The following is a 19,829-nucleotide window of genomic DNA, read 5'->3' as shown; positions in this document are numbered from 1 at the left end:
AATAGAGTCTGATAAGGAGTTAATAGAAACAAGCTCCCTCAATGATGACTTTTACAAAAAACCTCTTGCTGATTGTATTCCTTATTTTCAGCGTTTCTTCGTATGCACAGGTAAAAAACGGCTCCGTAAGCGGAAAGGTCGTGAATGCGAAAGACCAATTACCTGTAGACTATGCTTCAGTAGCAGTTAAAAGTCTTAAAGATTCCAGTGTAGCAGGTGTGATTAACACAGAAGCGAATGGTGCTTTTGTCATCAAAGGGCTTGCTCCCGGACCCTACAGGATTACTGTAGCTTACCTGGGTTTAAAAAATATTAATAAAGAATTTACTGTATCTGCTGCAAATCCTGTCATTAATCTGGGGACGCTGGCTATGGATAATACCGGATTTGATTTAAATACGGTAGTCATTAAAGGGGTGGTTACCCCGGTAGTGGTTAAAACTGATACTGTCGAATATAGTGCGAGTGCTTATAAGGTGATTGAAAATGCTGTAGTGGAAGATGTGCTGAAGAAATTGCCTGGTGTTGATGTCGCTAAGGATGGATCGATAAAAGCTCAGGGAGAAACGATTACCCGTGTGCGTGTAGATGGGAAAGATTTCTTTGGTAATGACCCTTTACTCGCTACAAAGAATTTACCGGCAGATATGATTGATAAGATCCAGGTGATTGATTTGCTTTCTGATCAGGCCCAGTTTACCGGGGTAGATGATGGAAACAGAGAGAAGATTATTAACATTACGACTAAGAAGGATAAGAAAAATGGTTATTTCGGTAATTCAAGCGTTGGTTATGGCACTGATGACCGCTATGATGTGAACCTGAATGTGAATAAGTTTAATAAGGAACAGCAGTTTTCTGTGATCGGGCAGTTTAATAATGTGAATAAACAGAATTTTGGTGCTGGCGGTGGGGTAGGAAACGGCGGTGGCGGCGGCGGAGGTGGTGGTCGCTTTAGTGTAGCATCAGGTGCGCCGCCACAAGGGATTACCAATACCAATGCTTTCGGTATTAACTTTGCCGATGTTTATACAGACCAGACTAAAATCACTGCAAGTTATTTCTTCAATAAGACTTCGCTTTTTAATGACCAGACAAGCTCTATCCAGAACCTGTTAGGGGATAATAATAAAACTACATTTAATCAGAACCTGAACAGTACTACAGATAGCAGAAATCACCGTTTCAACTTTTTGATAGATACTAAAATTGATTCGTCAATGTCTATCCGCGTACAGCCAACTATTACTTATACGGAAAGTGGAACGGGACAGAATACTGATTATGTGAATGACTATAGTAAATATCAGACTGTAGGTACTCAAGGGTATAATACGAATTCCAGTACACCGGTGATTGGTAATAATATTCTGTTAAGGAAGAAGTTTGCTAAGAAAGGGCGTACGTTATCATTAAATATCAATACAAGTATTAATGATAATGATTCAAAGATCTATAATGATATTAACAATGTAACAACTAAGGGCGATACAGTGACCAATGCAATTACGAATCAGCTGAATAAGCAGAATTCGCATGCAATCAGTAATACATCAAGATTGGTTTATACGGAGCCTCTTTCTAAAACACTTAACCTGGAATTGAACTATCAGAATTTATATAGCTTCAGTAACAGTGAACGATATAACTTTAATTTTAATCCTGTGACTTCACAGTATGATATACCTGATTTTACCTATACGAATACTTATGAGAACAGGACATTGACTAATGCGGTTGGTGCAAGTATCAATAAGAATACGGATAAGTATAACTGGAATATAGGGGTTGGCGTACAGAATACGGATAGAAGAAATGAGAACCTGACAACAGGTAATATTATCAATCAGAATTTTTATAATATTATTCCTACAGCACAATTGCGCTATAAGTTTAGCAAGAGCAAAAGGTTAGTTTTCAGATACCGCGGTTCAACAGCTCAACCGTCAATTGCACAGATCCAGCCGATACCTGATAATACGAATACGCAAACAGTACCTATCGGAAATCCTGGTTTAAAACCTTCTTTTACGAATAATCTTACGGTATTATATAATAATTTTGATTTCGCCAAAACCAGATCCCTGTTTATCTTTGCTAATATCAGCCAGACATTTAACGCTTTTGGAAATAATACGAAGCTGATTAATGCACCTAATGACCCTAACTTTGGAAAACTTTCGGTTACTCCTGTAAATGTGGATGGGGTTTATCAGGGTACTTTAGGTTCTTCTCTTGGCCTGCCTATTATTAAGGAAAATAAACTGAATCTGAATATTGACCTTGGTGGTACTTATGCAAGAGGGGTAAACTTTACAAATTCATTGGAGAATATTACGAACGATTTATCGATTACCAATAAATACAGACTGGTTTCTTCTATGGATAAACTGGATCTGACAGCGAGTATCGCCGGTTCGTTAAACAGAGCTACTTATTCTGCACAATCTAGTTCAAATACTACTTATTATACGTTAAACCCTGCAATTGATGTGAGCTATATGTTTCCTGGAAATATCCGCCTTGCTGTAAATGTTGATTATTATCAAAATACAGGAAGAGGCCCTGGTTATGATACGAACTTTACGATTATGAACGGTTATGTGAGTAAACAGTTTTTTAAAAATAGAGGAACTTTTAAGATCGCTGTAAATGATGCGCTGAACCAGAATCAGGGGATTTCAAGAACATCTGGCAATAACACGATTACAGATTTAAGGTATAATGTGTTGCAAAGATATTATATGTTTTCTTTTACCTATTCGCTGAGCAGAATGGGTGGGAAGACTATGCAAAGTGGCGATATGGGAATGCCAGGTATGGGTGGAAGAGGTTATGGTGGTGGCGGTGGTGGTGGTCGAAGAGGGGGGGATATGTAATTTAAAAAAAATTGACATACCATGTTCGGTGGGCATTAATTTCCTGAAGAAGGAAAAAGAACGCTATACCCTCACATTGGTATATCAATTTTTTTTAATCAATAACCTTGGGGGAATGTGCTGGTAGGATTGCTATTAGATGATACTTGTTGGATTGTTAGTTAGGGGGTACTTGTTGGATTATTGTTTAGATGGTGCCATTGGTTGGTTTTCTTAGACATCACCATTGTGATAATAGATAATACTTTTGGCTTGCGATTTATATCCTGCTTTTTTGGTAATAATCAAATAAAATTATAGGGCTGAATATGTGGGTTTTTGATTGTAATTCTGAATGTTTTTACTGAGGGATTTGTTGCGGATATAGGAAATAATTATCTAAGGGACCAAATAAGCTAAAACAATTTAATGATTAGAGGCACAATATTCTGTGTTAAAGGTCAATTATTTAGAATGATTAAAAATAATTTGAATACTTAGTAAAATAGCAGTTACTTTGCGCTGAATTATATTTAATCAATCTAAATCATTATTATGCCCAAAAAATTACTTTCACTCATTTTTATTTTATTTTTAAGTACACAGTTATTTGCCCAGCATACGGGAAGTGTCAAAGGTAGGATTACTACTTCTGATGGAACAGTTGCTGATGGGGTAACAGTTAAGCTAAAGGGTACTACTTTTGGTGCAGTTACAGAAGAGAATGGTTCTTATTCAATCAGAAAGGTACCAGCAGGGGAATATACTCTTGTTGTTTCTGCAATTGGTCTGTATCCTAAAGAAAAACAAATTACGGTGACTAGAGAGACTGTAATCGCTGACTTCTCTTTGAATGAGAACAAGTCGCAGTTGAAGGATGTACAGATTTCTACCAATAAAAAATACAAAGTAGAAAAAGTCTCTTCTTCTCTACGTTTACAGACAAAATTATTGGAATTGCCTCAGAATATTAAAGTGGTTACAAGCCAGCTGATGGCAGACCAAATGGCTTTTGATATTGTTGATGGTGTAACCAGAAACGTAAGTGGTGCCGTAAGGGTTGGCCACTGGGATGCGCAGTATGCAAACATCCTGATGCGTGGTTTCTCTATTCCAGCCTTCCGTAACGGAATGAATTTAAAGACTCCATGGGGGCCGCTTGCAGATGATGCTGCTACAATTGACCGTATTGAATTCGTGAAAGGCCCTGCTGGCTTCATGATGGCAAATGGTGAGCCGGGTGGTCTTTACAATATCGTTACTAAAAAGCCTACAGGTATGAATCAAAGTTCTGTCAGCCTGAGTGCTGGTGGATATAACCTGGCACGTGCAGCGGTAGATTTGGATACCAAGCTTTCTGCTGATGGTAAATTGTTATTCCGTTTAAACGTAGCTGCACAAACTAAAGGCAGTTTCAATAAGTACAATTACAATGATAAGTATGTAATTGCACCGGTAATCAGCTATCAGATTGACAGCAATACGAAAGTTACTGCTGAATATACACACCAGCACGTTGAAGCATTAGCATTGGGTAACTACGGATTTTCTCCGAAAGGATTTGGTGATACCGATCCCAGCTTCTTTGTTGGAGATCCTTCATTAGACCCGAATAAGCTGAATGACCATAACCTTACACTTTATTTCAATCATAAATTCAATAAAGACTGGACATTTAATGCACAAGCTGCCTATTTGAACTATTCCCTGGTGGGCAGTTCGGTATGGCCTTCTATGATTGCTGCGAATGGCGACATGAAAAGAGGACTGAATATCAGTGAAGAACTGGCTATCAATAAAAATATCCAGTTTAGTGTGCAGGGCGAGTTTAAAACAGGTGAAATTGTACACCGTGTTTTAGGTGGTATGGATATGGGGAACTTAAAAACCTGGGGTGACTTTTCAAGTACCTCACAACCAGATCTTCAATTGGCAAATGGTACTTTTAATATTTATAATCCTGTTTATGGTATCCCGGCAGCTAATATTCCTGTGTTTGACAGGTCTAGAAGCATTCAGGTAAGATCAGGTGCAAACACTTATGCTACCAATTCAACTTATACAGGAGCTTATTTACAAGACGAATTGCGTTTTCTGAATGAGAAACTACGTTTGACATTGGCTGGTCGTTTTACCCATGCAGAAACTGTTGGTAAAACCAATGCGACAGAGATGTCTGATAATGCATTTACCCCAAGAGTGGGCTTAAGTTATTCCATCACTAAAAATTTCTCAGCTTATACCTTATACGATCAAAGTTTTATCCCGCAATCACAAGCATCGAGATCAGCAACCGGAGAAGTCTTTAAACCAGTAACTGGTAATAACATCGAATTTGGATTGAAAAAAGACTGGTTTGAAGGTAAGTGGAACTCGACTTTCTCTATCTATAAGATTAAAAAGAAAAATGTGTTAACCCCTGACCCTGCATATCCTCTTGGTGACCCAAATAATTTCATGGTACAATTAGGTGAAGTTGAATCTAAAGGTATTGAGTTTGACTTAGTAGGAGAAATAGCAAGAGGCTTAAACTTAACCCTGAACTATGCTTACACAGATCCAAAAGTAACCAGGGATGAGAACAAAGACCCGGCAAAAAATGCAACTGGGACTTACCTGGCTAATACGGCTAAACACATCACTAACGGATGGTTGTCTTACCGTTACAGAAATGCAAGCTCTATATTTAATGGAATCGGATTCGCAGGTGGTTACCAAATGCAATTTCGCCGCTACGCAGGATCTGGCCCCACTCAAATCCCATTTGCAGATTACATTCGTTTCGACGCAGGTATATCTTACGTAAAAGGTAAATTCGAGATTACAGGCCTGGTGAGTAATTTGTTAGACAGAAAGCTGTTTACCCAGGGATCTTATACTAAATTGGCAAAAGAAACAGCGACGGCAGTTTCTTATTACACTTACATTTATGAAGTACCTAGAAATGGAAGAATCAGTGTTAAATACAAATTCTAATGAAACAGCCTGAGATCATCTAAGACACCAATAAAATAAATAACCAAAAATGGCCTTGCAATTAATGTAAGGCCATTTTTGGTTAAAAAACCAACCAAGAGCTTCATCAATTATCAAACAAAGGCGCTGTCTAAGAAAACCAACCAAGGGCTTCATCAATTATCAAACAAAGGTGCTGTCCAGGAAAACCAACCAAGAGCTTCATCAATTATCAATCAAAGGCGCTGTCTAAGAAAACCAACCAAGAGCTTCATCTATTATCAATCTAAGGTGCTGTCCAGGAAAAAAAGTTATCATATAACGCGCCAACCACCAAAAACTGCAGTCCATAATTAACCACAATGTCAAGCCCCTCGCTATGTACACCAACTCCAGTTAGGATTGGATAAAATAAAAAGAGACTTAATGTGAAGGCCTAGCGTTCTTTTGCCCCTTCAGGCAAAGTAATGCCCGCCTGAACATAAGTCTCTTTTTATTTTATGTATTAATGGTGTCACAACGAGGGGCTTTATTTGGATTTATTATTGATAAAGGATACCTTAGTGCGATAATTAAAGATATGAACCTTTCGCAGTTAAATCCAGGAGAACGTGGCACTATTGTAGCTTTTACAGACTTAGAAATGTCAGTAAAATTAATGGAAATGGGTTGTTTACCTGGAGAAGTTGTGGAGGTTGAACGTTTTGCACCACTAGGAGATCCTATCGCGATACGTGTTGCAGGGTACCAATTGTGTTTACGTAAAAACGAAGCTTCTGTTATTATAATTTCTTAGATCTATCTTGGCTACTACATTAAAAATTGCTTTAGTTGGTAATCCAAATACTGGAAAATCAACCTTATTTAACTTATTAACCGGGTTAAACCAGAAAATTGGAAACTTTCCCGGAATTACCGTTGATAAAAAAATTGGTTTCTGTAAACTTTCTGCCACACAGCAAGGTGAAATCATCGATTTACCAGGAACCTACAGTTTATATCCAAAAAGTAAAGATGAAAGTATCGTCTTTCAGGTACTTGCTGACAAAAATAATTCAAGCCATCCCGATCTGGTTGTACTGGTTGCTGATGCAACCAACCTTCGCAGAAATCTATTACTGTACTCACAGGTTGCTGACCTCAATATTCCAGTCATATTAGCACTGAATATGACAGATATGGCCAACAAAGAAGGAATCAATATCAATATTGATGAACTTTCTTCACGTCTGGGCATACAGGTTGTAGCCATCTCAGCAAGAAGTAAAACAGGATTAGAAGAGCTGAAAAAAGCAATTGCCAATACCACAAGTATACCTACACAGGTTGATGGCACTGACGTTAATGTGCTCGCTGCGGCTCCTATCAATGAAGCTAAAGCTATACTGGCTACCGAAAATGATTACTTCGCATTGCAGGTCCTGCATCAGCATGAATATCTGGAAGCTTACACTGCTGAACAGCATACGGCTTTTGAGCAGATCAAAAAAATACACCATTTCGACTCTTCAAAATTACAGGCAGCCGAAACAATTGCCCGTTACAGATATTTAAGTACAGTACTATCCGGTGTTATTGAAGATACCGGTGCAGTAAAGAAATTTGCATTCAGTGATAAGATCGATTCCGTATTGACTAACCGATTCTGGGGATTCCTTATTTTCATTTTTATCCTGTTCTTTATTTTTAACGCTATCTTTTCGTGGTCCGCTTATCCAATGGGACTTATCGAAGGTCTTTTCGGCTGGATTGCTAAAACAGGACATGCCTATCTTCCGGATGGGATATTAACCAATCTGCTGCTGGATGGTGTCGTTGCCGGACTGGGTGGAATTGTTGTGTTTATCCCTCAGATAGCTATTTTATTTGCAATGATCTCCATTCTGGAGGATACAGGTTATATGGCCAGGGTAACCTTTATGATGGATAAGATCATGCGTAAGTTTGGAATGAGCGGGAAATCGGTTGTACCTATGATAGGCAGTTTTGCCTGTGCAGTACCTTCTATTATGAGTGCACGGACGATTGAAAACTGGAAAGACAGGATCATTACCATCATGGTTTCTCCTTTAGTGAGCTGCTCTGCAAGACTTCCGGTTTATACGCTACTGATCTCTCTGATTATTCCGGATACGAAACTATTAGGCTTTATCAGCCTGCAGGCATTGGCATTAATGGGAATGTACCTGATTAGTATTGTAGCCGCGGTGCTTGTTGCTTTTGTTATGAAATTTATCATCAAGGCTACAGAGAAGTCTTACTTTATTATGGAGCTGCCCGTTTACAGGATGCCGCGCTGGGGTAATGTAATATTCACCATGTACGAAAAGTCTAAGACTTTTGTATTTGAAGCCGGTAAGGTGATTATAGCTATTTCCATTGTTTTATGGGTAATGTCTGCTTATGGTCCGCCATCACGCTTCGAGAAAATAGAAAAGAAATATGCGCAGATTGAACTGCAAAAAGATAGTGTTCAGATCAGTACTTTAGAAAGAGATAAATCGGCCGAAAGACTGGAAAACTCTTATGCAGGTATTTTAGGAAGAACAATTGAACCGGTAATTAAACCTTTAGGTTTTGACTGGAAGATTGGAATTGCACTGATTACCTCATTTGCAGCCAGAGAAGCATTTGTCGGTACGATGGCTACAATTTATAGTGTCGACAACGGTGAAGAGAATACAGGAACTATCAGGGATAAAATGCGGGAAGCTAAAAATCCTGAAACAGGATTGCCGGTATTTACTTTTGCCACGGGATTTGCACTGATGCTATTTTATGCTTTTGCCATGCAATGCATGAGTACGGTTGCCGTCGTTTACAGAGAGACAAAATCATGGAAATGGCCTGCTATACAAATGGTGTATATGACAGCTATGGCCTACGTAGCCAGTTTAATAGCTTACCAGTTTCTAAAGTAATTTCTTTATCTTAGTACTGTGGAAAAAGTTGATGTTTTAGCACAGTATATGCCCCCTGAGGCGGCCCCGGTAATAGCTAAATGGATTGACTATTTTCAATGTGAATTTAAGATATCCAAAAGCAGGGCAACTAAATTAGGAGACTACAGACACCCGTTTAAAGAATTGGGACATAAGATATCGGTTAATAATAATTTAAACCGATATGCCTTTCTGGTAACCACAGTGCATGAATTTGCACATCTGCTTACCTGGAATGACCATAAAAATAAGGTCAGGCCGCATGGCGGAGAATGGAAGCATAATTTTAAAAGAATGATGACTCCTTTTCTGGATCAGCAGATTTTTCCTGATGATCTGCAACAGGCCATTAGTACTTATCTGAGTAATCCTTCGGCATCAAGCTGCACTGATTTAAAGCTATCCAGGGCGCTTAAAAAATATGATGGCGTTATGGATCATTCCCGTCTCGAAGAATTGCCTAAGCACACTATATTTACCATTAAGGATGGGCGGAGATTTAAAAAGGGAGAACAGCTGAGGAAACGTTTCAGATGCGAATGTCTTGATAACGGAAACATTTACTTATTCAGCCCGCTTGCCGAAGTCATTGTATCAGCCACAGGTACATAGATAGTCAGATTATCCTCTATTTTCCATTTCAATTTTAACTTCCCGTCTTTAAATAATGAGGGGAAATTCAATAAGCTGTCAATATAGGTGTCTTTGTTTTTCACCAGAATGCTGGACCTGTAATTAGGCTGTTTCTTACTTTTAAGCATAATATAAAGCGCATCAGGATAGGTGGAGATATTGTCAAATACCATATCAAATTTATCAGTCCCATTGATAGCATCGTTTATCCCTTTAATATCCGAGGGATAATTCTCTTCAGGATACTTGTTGTCAGCCACCTGCACCAGTAAATAGGGCAGGGTACGCAGCGCATCAGCTGTGCTGGCTGTACGGCTGTCTATTTTGAAAGTAACATTGTTCCGTATATAGGTACGGATATCCTTAAAAACACTCCCTTCTTCGTTCATGAGTTTAATCCGTTCCTTCACAAGAATCAGGCTGTCATTCTTAAAATAATAACTTTTTACTGTGTTACTGATGGTGCCATTAGCGGTATAGGTTTTATATAACAACCCGTCATTATGTGCGCTGTACTTTTCTGCGTACACGGAAAGATCACCGGATTGATAAATAAGGCTATATTGCTTTTTATAATCGTTAATGTTCCTGTCAATTGCCGCGGCAAAATTGAGTATCGATTTGTCCGTCATACCGGTCGTTGCCTCATCTGGTAAACCAGCCTGAGGATGTGTAGACTTAAAATACTGGCAACCCGGAAGTATAAACAGTAAAATCCCTATATATAGTAAAAAGATGGTTCTCATAGCTCCGGTTAATTGTAGTATCGCTATAAGCAGGCCATTATCGTGCCAAGGGTTTACCAGGCCAGGAGTTTTTGCACGGTTTCATGCAAACGGCTTTTGGCTAAAAACTGATCTTCCAGTACTTTACTCATTGGAATTGCTGTGTCTATACTTGCACAGCGCATGATTGGGGCATCCAGATCTGTAAAACAATGTTCAGCTATCCATGCGGCTATTTCGGCACCAAAACCACTGCTTAATGTATCCTCATGGAGAATAATGACTTTTCCGGTGGCTTTTACTGCGGCAGCAACGGTTTCTTTATCCCAGGGCTGTAAACTGTAAAGATCTATCAGGCTGATTGATAATTCGGGATGATCATCCAGATAAGCTAAAGACCAGTGTACACCCAGTCCATAGGTGATAATAGTGAACTGATCGCCTTTCTTTAACCAATTGGCTTTTCCGATTTCCAGGGTATAATGACCAGCAGGAACCATTCCTGTTAAACTTCTGTATAAATATTTATGTTCAAAATAAATAACCGGATTAGGGTCTTCAATAGCAGCTATTAAAAGCCCCTTAGCATCATAAGGGAAAGCCGGGTAAACTATTTTAAGACCAGGTGTCTTGGTAAACCAGGCTTCGTTGCTCTGCGAGTGAAATGGACCTGCACCAGTTCCTGCACCTGTGGGCATTCTGATAACTACATCTGCCTTCTCACCCCAGCGGTAATGTGTCTTAGCCAGGTTATTAATGATCTGATTAAATCCGCAGGTCACAAAATCTGCAAATTGCATTTCTACCACAGCCTTATAGCCATTGATAGATAAGCCGAGTCCGGCACCTACAATTGCAGATTCACAAATGGGTGTATTGCGCACCCTGGCCTTACCAAATTCTTCTGTAAAACCTGCGGTGATTTTAAATGCACCTCCGTATGCGGCAATATCCTGACCCATCATGACCAGATTGGGATGCTGCTGCATGCCAATTCTTAAACCATCACTGATCGCATCAAGATAACGTATTTCAGCAGCTGGCTCAGTTGGCAAAACTACTTGCTGTACATATGGATAATACATATCTGCCATTTCTGTTATTACAGAAGACTGTGGATCTTCATCAGTAAAGGCCTGCTCAATTTCTTGATCCAGTATGATCTTAAATTCAGCTGTTATTTCTTGTAAGAGATTATCATTCAGTATATTCTGCTCAAATAGATAGTGCTCAAATGTCTTCACCGGATCTTTAACAGACCACTCTTCAAACAGATGAGGGGGAACATATTTTGTGCCTGAGGCTTCTTCATGACCTCTCATTCTGAAAGTCATACATTCCAGTAGAACAGGTCTTGGGTTTTTACGGATGTTTGCTGTAATTTCAGTAATCGTATCGAAAACCTCTAAGACATTGTTTCCATCGATCTGAATGCCCTCAATTCCATAACCAACAGCCCTGTCAACCAGATGTTCGCAGTTGTATTGTTCATTCACAGGAGTAGAGAGCCCGTAGCCATTATTCTCAATCAGAAAAATGACTGGTAAGTCCCATACCGAAGCCACATTGATTGCTTCATGGAAATCACCTTCGCTGGTTGCACCTTCACCTGTAAAAACAAGGGTAGCCTGTTCTCTGCCAGCAATCAGATCTGCCAGAGCAATTCCATCTGCCAGGGCCATTTGCGGACCAAGGTGAGAGATCATCCCTATAATTTTATGAGCTTGTGTACCGAAGTGAAAAGATCTGTCCCTGCCTTTGGTAAAACCTGTAGTTTTTCCCTGCCACTGCGCCATTAAATTGCGCAAAGGGATATCCCTGGTCGTAAAAACACCCAGATTTCTATGCATGGGCAGGATATACTCTTCGGGTTTCATTGCTAAGGCAGCGCCTACAGCAATGGCTTCCTGACCAATGCCCGAAAACCATTTTCCTATACGGCCCTGCCTGAGCAGGATAAGCATTTTTTCTTCGACCATTCTGGGATAAAGGAGACGCTTATAAAGTGATAATAAGGTCCCATCGTCTTTTTCTTTGCGGTCAAAATGCATATCAGTTAGGTTTGAGGTTTAGCTTTAGAATTTTCCTCCCATTGTTTGGCGAAGGATTTCGGTGCAACTTCGGGCATAACGCGATACTTGCCCCACATTTTCTTAAAGAGGAACTTCATCAGGAAGTTTTTGATTTTCCCTCCGAACATGTCCATTTTGGATCTTTTAGACATGCCAGAATTCCAGATCTTCCAGCCTATATCTTCGGCTTTAGTATTTTGATGTTGTTCTGCTGCGTCTCTTCTGTTAAGCAGCAGCATCTTATGAATATCAATCTTTACAGGGCATACCTCAGAACATTTGCCGCAAAGGCTTGAAGCATAACTCAGATGTTTGAATTCTTTCATTCCCTGCAGATGCGGGGTGATGATAGAACCAATAGGGCCGCTATAGGTGGTATTATAAGTGTGACCGCCTATGTTTTTATAAACGGGGCAGGCATTCAGACAGGCCCCGCAACGGATACAATATAAGCCCTGACGCTGATCTTTTTGTGCCAGCAGGTTAGTACGGCCATTATCCAGCAGGATGACGTACATTTCTTCGGGACCATCTGTTTCATTTGGTTTTCTTGGCCCGCTTAAAATTGTATTGTATACAGTTAAATTCTGACCTGTTCCATGGCTTGATAATAATGGCCAGAAAAGATCTAGGTCTGCCATAGAAGGAATGATTTTCTCAATCCCAACAATAGCAATATGGATTTTAGGGAAGGTTGTGCTTAATCTGGCATTTCCTTCGTTTTCAGTTAATGCAATACTTCCTGTATCTGCGATCAGAAAATTTCCACCAGTGATCCCTATGTCAGCAGTCAGATACTTCTCTCTTAAAAGTTCTCTGGCTTTCTGTGTAAGCTGCTCTGGGGTATAATCTATGGGGGTCCCAAACTTTTCGTGAAAAAGCTTAGCAATATCCTCTTTAGTGAGGTGCATGGCAGGGGTAACGATATGATAGGGGGCCTGGCCCAGCAATTGAACGATAAATTCGCCCAGATCACTTTCTAAAGAGCTGATCTCATTTTTTTCAAGAAACTCATTCAGATGAATTTCTTCGGTAGTCATGGATTTCGATTTAATAACCGATTTTCCACCACTTCTTTTAATTATATTTAATATCTCTTTTTGTGCTTCTTCTGCGTCATTTGCCCAGATTACCTTTCCACCACGGCGCTGGAAATTGGCCTCAAATTCCGGTAAGAATTTGTCCAGGTTTTCCATTACCCTCCACTTGATGACATGCGCCCTCTTCTTGGAATTTTCTAAATTCTCAAACCTCGTTAAACCTCTTCCAACCGCATCATTGTATTTTCCAATGTTGTGGTTGATTGTGTTACGATGATCTACATCAAATGCCTTCTCATCTGCCTTTACCAAAAACTCCTCAGCAATCTTCGTCATGTTCAAATATAATAATTAGAGTTAGAGTCTGTTTATATTAAGATTATAATTTTATAACATACTCTGGCAGTTAAACGAAAAAACCTGCAGGTTATGCAGGTTTTCAGAATTATTTTTTTGGAGTGCCATCTTCGTTTTTATCAACCACAGGTCGTTTAGGCCTATTGGCTAAATCCCATGCGGTATAATAGACAAGCTGCGCACGTCTGGCCAGTAAATCGAAATTGATCTTGCTCACTTCATCTCCTGGCTGGTGGTAATCTTCGTGGACACCATTGAAATAAAAGATGACCGGGATACCATGTTTAGCGAAGTTATAATGATCTGAACGATAGTAGAATTGATTTGGATCTGTACGGTTATTGTACTTCATATCCAGGTTCATTTTGATATACTGCTCATTTGCATTGATTCCGGCAGCATTCAAATCTGAACTCAGCATGTCTGAACCAATAATATAAATATAGTCCTGTTTGTCTTCGTGCTCTTTATCTACACGGCCAATCATATCAATATTTAAATTGGTAATTGTATTTTCCAATGGCAGTACGGGATGCTCAGAGTACCATTCAGAACCTAAAAGCCCTTTTTCTTCTCCGACAACTGTCATAAACAGAATACTTCTTTTAGGGCCTTTTCCTGCTTGTTTAGCCTTAGCAAAAGCGTCAGCAATTAACAATACCCCTGTAGTTCCTGAACCATCATCGTCAGCACCATTGTTCACTTTATCAGTACCGGAAAGCGTTAAGCCAATGTGGTCATAGTGACCAGTGATTACCAGAATTTCTTTTTTCAGGACAGGATCGGAGCCTTCAAGAAAACCTAAAACATTTTCAGCCCTTACTTTGACTTCGTCTTTCTGAGCGCTTCCTGATACCGCAATATTGATGACCTGGGTAGCTGGTTTACCAGTTGAACTGATTTTTTGCTGTAAAGCTTCAACTGTTGTTCCTGCAGCTTTTAAAAGTTCATTTGCAGTAGCAGTAGATACATTAATGGTTGGGAAAGTTTTAACTTTTGCCATCCTTGCCGTGTTCTCTGCAGTTTTGAGCGAAAGTTGCCCTGAACCTGCATACATAGCTTTTGTTTCTTCATTGAGTGTATCCAGTGAAGGGTCTATCTGAATTACTGCCAGTGCTTTATGGTTAGCAAGGTATTGTATTTTCTCTCTTTTAGAGGCCATTGCTTTTCTTCTTGCAGCACGGTCGGTTGGGGCAGCTTCATCTTTTCTGCCCGGGTTACCGGAAGCAAAAATCAATACAACCTTACCAGTAACATCAATACCTGCATAATCATTATAACCTTCTGAGTCCAGCCCGTAACCAGCAAATACAATCTCTTTTGTATTGAATGTAAAACCCTGAAGCGATACATTGGCCGCAGGGATTACGAAATCTTTGTTGCTCTCTTTAGCCTGGCCATCAATCGTGAAAACCGTTTGGGTAAGCTTATAGGTTACCATATCTATAGGCTGAAAATAGTCCCCTTGTACAGGGCCTTTCAGGCCGATACTTTTAAAGTAGTTTTTGATATAATCGGCTGCCATCCATGCACCCTTTTTACCAGTTTCCCTGCCCTCGTATTCATCAGATGCGAGTACAGATAAATGCTTATAAGCGTTTGTCTTATCAATGCTTGCGCTAAATTTAACTGCTGTCTTATTTTGAACAGAAGTCTGACTTTGTGCACATGCACCTAAGCAAAGCAATAAAGCCATGCTTGTACTTAAAATGTGTTTGTTCATTATTTAATTTTATGCTGTATTTTTTAGAGGTTATCAAGATAAGAAATTAACTATATCCTTTCATAAACTGGCGGTGCTTTTCTCAGGAGTCACTATTATGTTACAGCCTACGGGTATTCTGAAAATATCAATGGCCCGAAATTCTTGATTTCGGGCCATTGATATTGTTTCCTGATCGTTTTTTAGGTACTAACAGGATATTTTCTCTACACGTGAAGCATGTCTGCCGCCTTCAAATGCTGTGTTTATAAATGTTATTACCATTTCTTTAGCGAGTTTCTCTGATACGAATCTTGCCGGTATACAGATGATATTCGCATTGTTATGCTGTCTTGATAAAGAAGCCAGTTCATTCTCCCAGCAAATTGCAGCTCTGATACCCTGGTGTTTATTTGCTGAGATCGCAATCCCGTTAGCACTTCCACAAATCAGAATACCAAAAGAGAATTCTCCATTTTCCACAGCCGAAGCTACAGGATGTGCAAAATCAGGATAATCTACAGAAGCTGAAGAATAGGTTCCGAAATCCTGTACCTCAAAATCCGTAAGATAGTCACGTAATAACTCTTTATAGGCAAAACCAGCGTGGTCAGCACCAATGGCAATTTTTAGTTGTGTGGACATGTAATTAAGAGTTATTACCTTTTGTTGTACCGTAAAGTTCTTTGTTTTTTCTGCGTTCAATTTTAGCAGAAATGAATATACTCAATTCGTATAAAATGAATAGCGGGAATGCAACGACAAGCATGGTCATCATATCTGGAGTAGGGGTAACTACAGCAGCTATAATCAGGATAATTACAATTGCATATCTCCGGCTTGCCCGCATAAAGGCAGGAGTCATAATACCGAATATAGAGAGGATATAGATGACAACAGGTAATTCAAATATAATTCCTGTTCCAATGGTTAAAGTCGAGACAGATGACAAATAAGAGTCAATGGTGAAAGTATTTTCGATCATCGGACTTACTGAGAAATTGGTCAGGAAGTTAATCGATAACGGACAAATAATGTAATAACCGAAAAGGACACCTATCAGAAATAATACAGAAGCAAAGAAGACAAATCCCCTTGCAGCCTTTCTTTCTTTCTCATGAAGGGCAGGTTTTATAAATAACCAGAGTTCAAAAAGTATATAGGGAATCCCAAAAACTATACCGGTCATAATACAGGAATTGATCTGTAAAGTGAACTGACCGGCCATTTCAGTATTGATAATTTTACCCTTGATATCGGTAATACAGAAGTCCGATCCCAGTGAAGGGAAGATCTGAACTAATTTGCACATCATCCGGTAGGTCCAGAAATCCGGGCTCTTGGGGCCCATAATCACCGTGTTAAACAGGAAATCGTAATACCAGAAGGCTAAACCTGTAAAAATTACAATGGCTAACAATGCTCTGAGCAAGTGTTTTCTTAATACATCAATATGGTCAAAGAAAGACATTTCAGACTCCAGATTCTTTCCTTTATTCTTAATGGCCCCTATAAGGTCCTGCGCTTTATTATCACTCATGTACGTTATTTGTAAAACAAAAATACCATTCTATTTTATTAGAATGGTATTTACGTTTTAAATATAATAATTAGATGTCTTTATTCAGAAAAAACAAATGTTTCCATGAATTTAGTAGTGAAGTTTCCTGCTCTGAAGTTCGGATCTTTCATTAATTTCAAGTGGAAAGGAATAGTTGTTTTTACACCTTCAATTACAAATTCACTTAAAGCACGCTCCATGGTACTGATTGCTTCTTCACGTGTTTGTGCAACACAGATTAGTTTAGCAATCATTGAATCATAGTTAGAAGGAATCTGATAACCTGCATAAACATGTGTATCAACCCTTACCCCATGTCCACCCGGAGAATGGAAATTAGTGATTTTTCCAGGACAAGGTCTGAAATTGTTAAAAGGATCTTCCGCGTTAATTCTGCATTCAATAGCATGCATATTCGGAAGATAGTTTTTACCAGAAATCGGAACGCCTGAAGCTACTTTAATTTGTTCTTTGATTAAATCGTAGTTGATTACCTCTTCTGTAACCGGGTGCTCTACCTGGATACGGGTATTCATTTCCATGAAATAGAAATTACGGTGTTTGTCAACCAGGAATTCAATAGTTCCTGCTCCTTCGTAAGAGACAGCAGTAGCACCTTTAATTGCAGCTTCACCCATACGTTCTCTCAATTCCGGAGTCATGAAAGGAGATGGAGCTTCTTCTACTAATTTTTGGTGACGACGCTGAATAGAACAATCACGCTCAGAAAGGTGACAGGCTTTACCATACTGATCACCAATAATCTGGATTTCAATGTGGCGTGGATCTTCGATATATTTTTCTAAATATAAACCGTCATTTCCAAAAGCAGCACCAGATTCCTGTCTTGCGCTATCCCATGCATTCTCGAATTCTTCATCTTTCCATACCACACGCATTCCACGGCCACCACCACCGGCAGTTGCTTTCAGGATTACCGGATAACCGATTTCATTCGCTAATACAATACCTTCTTTAACGCTTTCCAGCAAACCCTGAGAACCAGGTATAGTCGGTACACCAGCCAATTTCATCGTTTCTTTAGCGGAAGCCTTATCTCCCATAGAATTGATCTGCTCAGGTGTAGCACCAATGAACTTAATTCCATAGTCTCTGCAAACAGAAGAGAACTTAGCATTCTCAGACAAAAAGCCGTAGCCAGGATGAATTGCATCTGCATTTGTTAATTCAGCAGCAGAAATAATATTCGGAATACTTAAGTAAGAATCTTTACTCGGAGGCGGGCCTATACAAACAGCTTCATCTGCGAAACGAACATGCAGACTTTCTCTGTCAGCAGTTGAATAAACTGCAACAGTTTTAATGCCCATTTCTTTACAGGTACGAATAATACGCAAGGCAATTTCGCCCCTGTTGGCAATTAATATTTTTTTAAACATATAATTGATAAGATGATAATTTGCCAGAAGCAAATATTACATAGGTTCTACTAAAAATAATGGTTGGTCGTATTCTACTGGTGATGAGTTATCAACCAATACTTTAACGATTCTTCCAGAAACTTCACTTTCAATTTCGTTGAATAACTTCATTGCCTCAATGATACAGATAACTTTACCTGCAGTAACCTCGTCACCAACATTCACGAATGAAGGTTTATCCGGGCTTGATGAACGGTAGAAAGTTCCGATCATTGGAGATTTGATGGTAATATATTTAGAGTCATCAGCTTCTGCAGCAGCATTATTGTTCGCCGTTACAGCTACTGGTTGTACAGCAGGAGCAGATGGTAACACCTGTGGTGCCACAGCCTGTGCAGGAACTGTCGTTGTAATAACTGTTGGGGTCTGGTTAGTTTTAATAGTGATTTTGAAGTCCTTTTGTTCTATTGCAACTTCATTGACGCCCGAACGAGAAACAAATTTAATGAGTTCCTGAATTTGTTTTATATCCATTTTTTGGTGTTTTGTTGAAAAGATATTGGTCTTTTAAAGACTCTAAGTTAATATTTTTATTTGTATAAAATTTAGTAAGCCCACTTTATGTATACTGATCCCCAGGTAAATCCACCTCCAAAAGCAGCCAGAATAATGTTGTCTCCTTTTTTAAGTTTATCTTCCCATTCCCATAAGCATAAAGGTATAGTTCCGTTGGTGGTATTACCGTAACGCTCAATATTGATCATTACTTTTTCAGATCCTACCCCCATTCTTGAAGCCGTAGCATCAATAATTCTTTTATTTGCCTGATGCGGAACCAGCCAGGTTACATCATCAGCACTTAGCTGATTACGTTCCATGATCTCGGCTGCTACATCTGCCATGTTGGTGACTGCAAATTTAAAAACAGCTTTTCCTTCCTGATATACAAAATGTTCTCTCTGGTCAATAGTTTCATGCGAAGCTGGTTTAACAGATCCACCAGCTTTCTGATGCAGAAATTGTCTTCCGGCACCGTCCGATTTCAGGACAGAATCAATGATCCCGTTACCCTCATCATTTGGTTCCAGCAATACCGCACCACATCCGTCACCAAAAATGATGCAGGTTGTCCTGTCTGTATAATCAATAATTGACGACATTTTGTCGCCGCCAACTACCAGTACTTTCTGATGTTTTCCAGATTCAATAAATTGTGAAGCGGTAGAAATCCCATAGATAAATCCGGAGCAGGCCGCCTGCAGATCAAAACCCCATGCATTTTTTGCGCCGATTTTATCAGCTAAAATATTTGCAGTGGCTGGGAAAGGCATGTCGGGAGTCGTTGTACAGAAGATAATCAGATCGATCTCTTCTGCCGTAATACCTCTTTTTTTCAACAGTCCATTAACCGCATGAACTGCCATATCAGAGGTACCTAATCCTTCACCTTTTAATATTCTTCGCTCTTTAATACCCGTTCGAGAAGTGATCCATTCATCTGTTGTGTCAACTATCGTTTCTAATTCTTTATTAGAAAGGACATAATCAGGAACATAACCTTGAACCGCAGTAATTGCAGCGTGAATTTTACTCATTTGTTGT

Annotated in this window: 14 protein-coding genes; 5 read left to right on the top strand and 9 right to left on the bottom strand. The window is 39.4% G+C overall.

Annotated elements, in window-relative coordinates; translation table 11 throughout:
- Window positions 1-41 precede the first annotated feature (41 nt).
- From HDE68_RS12015 to HDE68_RS11995, 5 genes are all read left to right on the top strand, one after another.
- Window positions 42-2,879, top strand: a complete 2,838-nt coding sequence (locus tag HDE68_RS12015) for an outer membrane beta-barrel family protein (RefSeq protein ID WP_260171753.1) — start codon at window positions 42-44, stop codon at window positions 2,877-2,879.
- A gap of 534 nt (window positions 2,880-3,413) precedes the next feature.
- Window positions 3,414-5,834 (top strand): TonB-dependent receptor, encoded by a 2,421-nt coding sequence (locus HDE68_RS12010; RefSeq protein ID WP_183882198.1) that lies wholly within the window; start codon window positions 3,414-3,416, stop codon window positions 5,832-5,834.
- A 559-nt stretch (window positions 5,835-6,393) separates the two neighbouring features.
- A complete protein-coding gene (locus HDE68_RS12005) occupies window positions 6,394-6,609 on the top strand; it encodes a ferrous iron transport protein A (protein WP_183882689.1) in 216 nt (71 codons plus the stop codon).
- A 7-nt stretch (window positions 6,610-6,616) separates the two neighbouring features.
- Window positions 6,617-8,734 (top strand): ferrous iron transport protein B, encoded by a 2,118-nt coding sequence (feoB, locus tag HDE68_RS12000; protein ID WP_183882196.1) that lies wholly within the window; start codon window positions 6,617-6,619, stop codon window positions 8,732-8,734.
- A gap of 18 nt (window positions 8,735-8,752) precedes the next feature.
- Window positions 8,753-9,367, top strand: coding sequence for a SprT-like domain-containing protein (locus tag HDE68_RS11995; RefSeq protein WP_317617696.1), 615 nt, complete (start codon window positions 8,753-8,755; stop codon window positions 9,365-9,367).
- Here HDE68_RS11995 and HDE68_RS11990 read toward each other — a convergent pair.
- The 9 genes from HDE68_RS11990 to HDE68_RS11950 form a co-directional block, all read right to left on the bottom strand.
- Window positions 9,316-10,134: a hypothetical protein gene (locus HDE68_RS11990; RefSeq protein ID WP_183882194.1), complete on the bottom strand. Its 819-nt coding sequence runs from the start codon at window positions 10,132-10,134 to the stop codon at window positions 9,316-9,318. The genes HDE68_RS11995 and HDE68_RS11990 overlap by 52 nt on opposite strands.
- 53 nt (window positions 10,135-10,187) lie before the next feature.
- Window positions 10,188-12,164, bottom strand: coding sequence for a thiamine pyrophosphate-dependent enzyme (locus tag HDE68_RS11985; protein ID WP_183882192.1), 1,977 nt, complete (start codon window positions 12,162-12,164; stop codon window positions 10,188-10,190).
- Between the two features lie 5 nt (window positions 12,165-12,169).
- The gene (locus tag HDE68_RS11980; RefSeq protein WP_183882190.1) at window positions 12,170-13,561 is read right to left on the bottom strand and encodes a LutB/LldF family L-lactate oxidation iron-sulfur protein; all 1,392 of its coding nucleotides are present in this window, start codon (window positions 13,559-13,561) and stop codon (window positions 12,170-12,172) included.
- A gap of 109 nt (window positions 13,562-13,670) precedes the next feature.
- Entirely contained in the window at window positions 13,671-15,305 is a 1,635-nt protein-coding gene (locus tag HDE68_RS11975) for a M28 family peptidase (protein WP_183882188.1), read from the bottom strand.
- Window positions 15,306-15,494: 189 nt separating this feature from the next.
- Window positions 15,495-15,929: a ribose 5-phosphate isomerase B gene (rpiB, locus tag HDE68_RS11970; protein ID WP_183882186.1), complete on the bottom strand. Its 435-nt coding sequence runs from the start codon at window positions 15,927-15,929 to the stop codon at window positions 15,495-15,497.
- Between the two features lie 4 nt (window positions 15,930-15,933).
- The gene (gene tatC, locus HDE68_RS11965) at window positions 15,934-16,824 is read right to left on the bottom strand and encodes a twin-arginine translocase subunit TatC (protein ID WP_183882184.1); all 891 of its coding nucleotides are present in this window, start codon (window positions 16,822-16,824) and stop codon (window positions 15,934-15,936) included.
- A gap of 80 nt (window positions 16,825-16,904) precedes the next feature.
- The gene (gene accC / locus HDE68_RS11960; RefSeq protein ID WP_183882182.1) at window positions 16,905-18,245 is read right to left on the bottom strand and encodes an acetyl-CoA carboxylase biotin carboxylase subunit; all 1,341 of its coding nucleotides are present in this window, start codon (window positions 18,243-18,245) and stop codon (window positions 16,905-16,907) included.
- Between the two features lie 36 nt (window positions 18,246-18,281).
- On the bottom strand, window positions 18,282-18,761 hold the full coding sequence (accB, locus tag HDE68_RS11955; protein WP_183882180.1) for an acetyl-CoA carboxylase biotin carboxyl carrier protein: 480 nt from the start codon (window positions 18,759-18,761) through the stop codon (window positions 18,282-18,284).
- Between the two features lie 71 nt (window positions 18,762-18,832).
- Complete coding sequence (locus tag HDE68_RS11950) at window positions 18,833-19,822, bottom strand: beta-ketoacyl-ACP synthase III (RefSeq protein WP_183882178.1); 990 nt, start codon at window positions 19,820-19,822, stop codon at window positions 18,833-18,835.
- Window positions 19,823-19,829: the final 7 nt, after the last annotated feature.

Source organism: Pedobacter cryoconitis, assembly GCF_014200605.1.
In the GTDB taxonomy this organism is placed as follows: domain Bacteria; phylum Bacteroidota; class Bacteroidia; order Sphingobacteriales; family Sphingobacteriaceae; genus Pedobacter; species Pedobacter cryoconitis_B.
The sequence above is the reverse complement of the archived record's forward strand: the minus strand, read 5'-3'. Positions and strand labels throughout refer to the sequence as shown.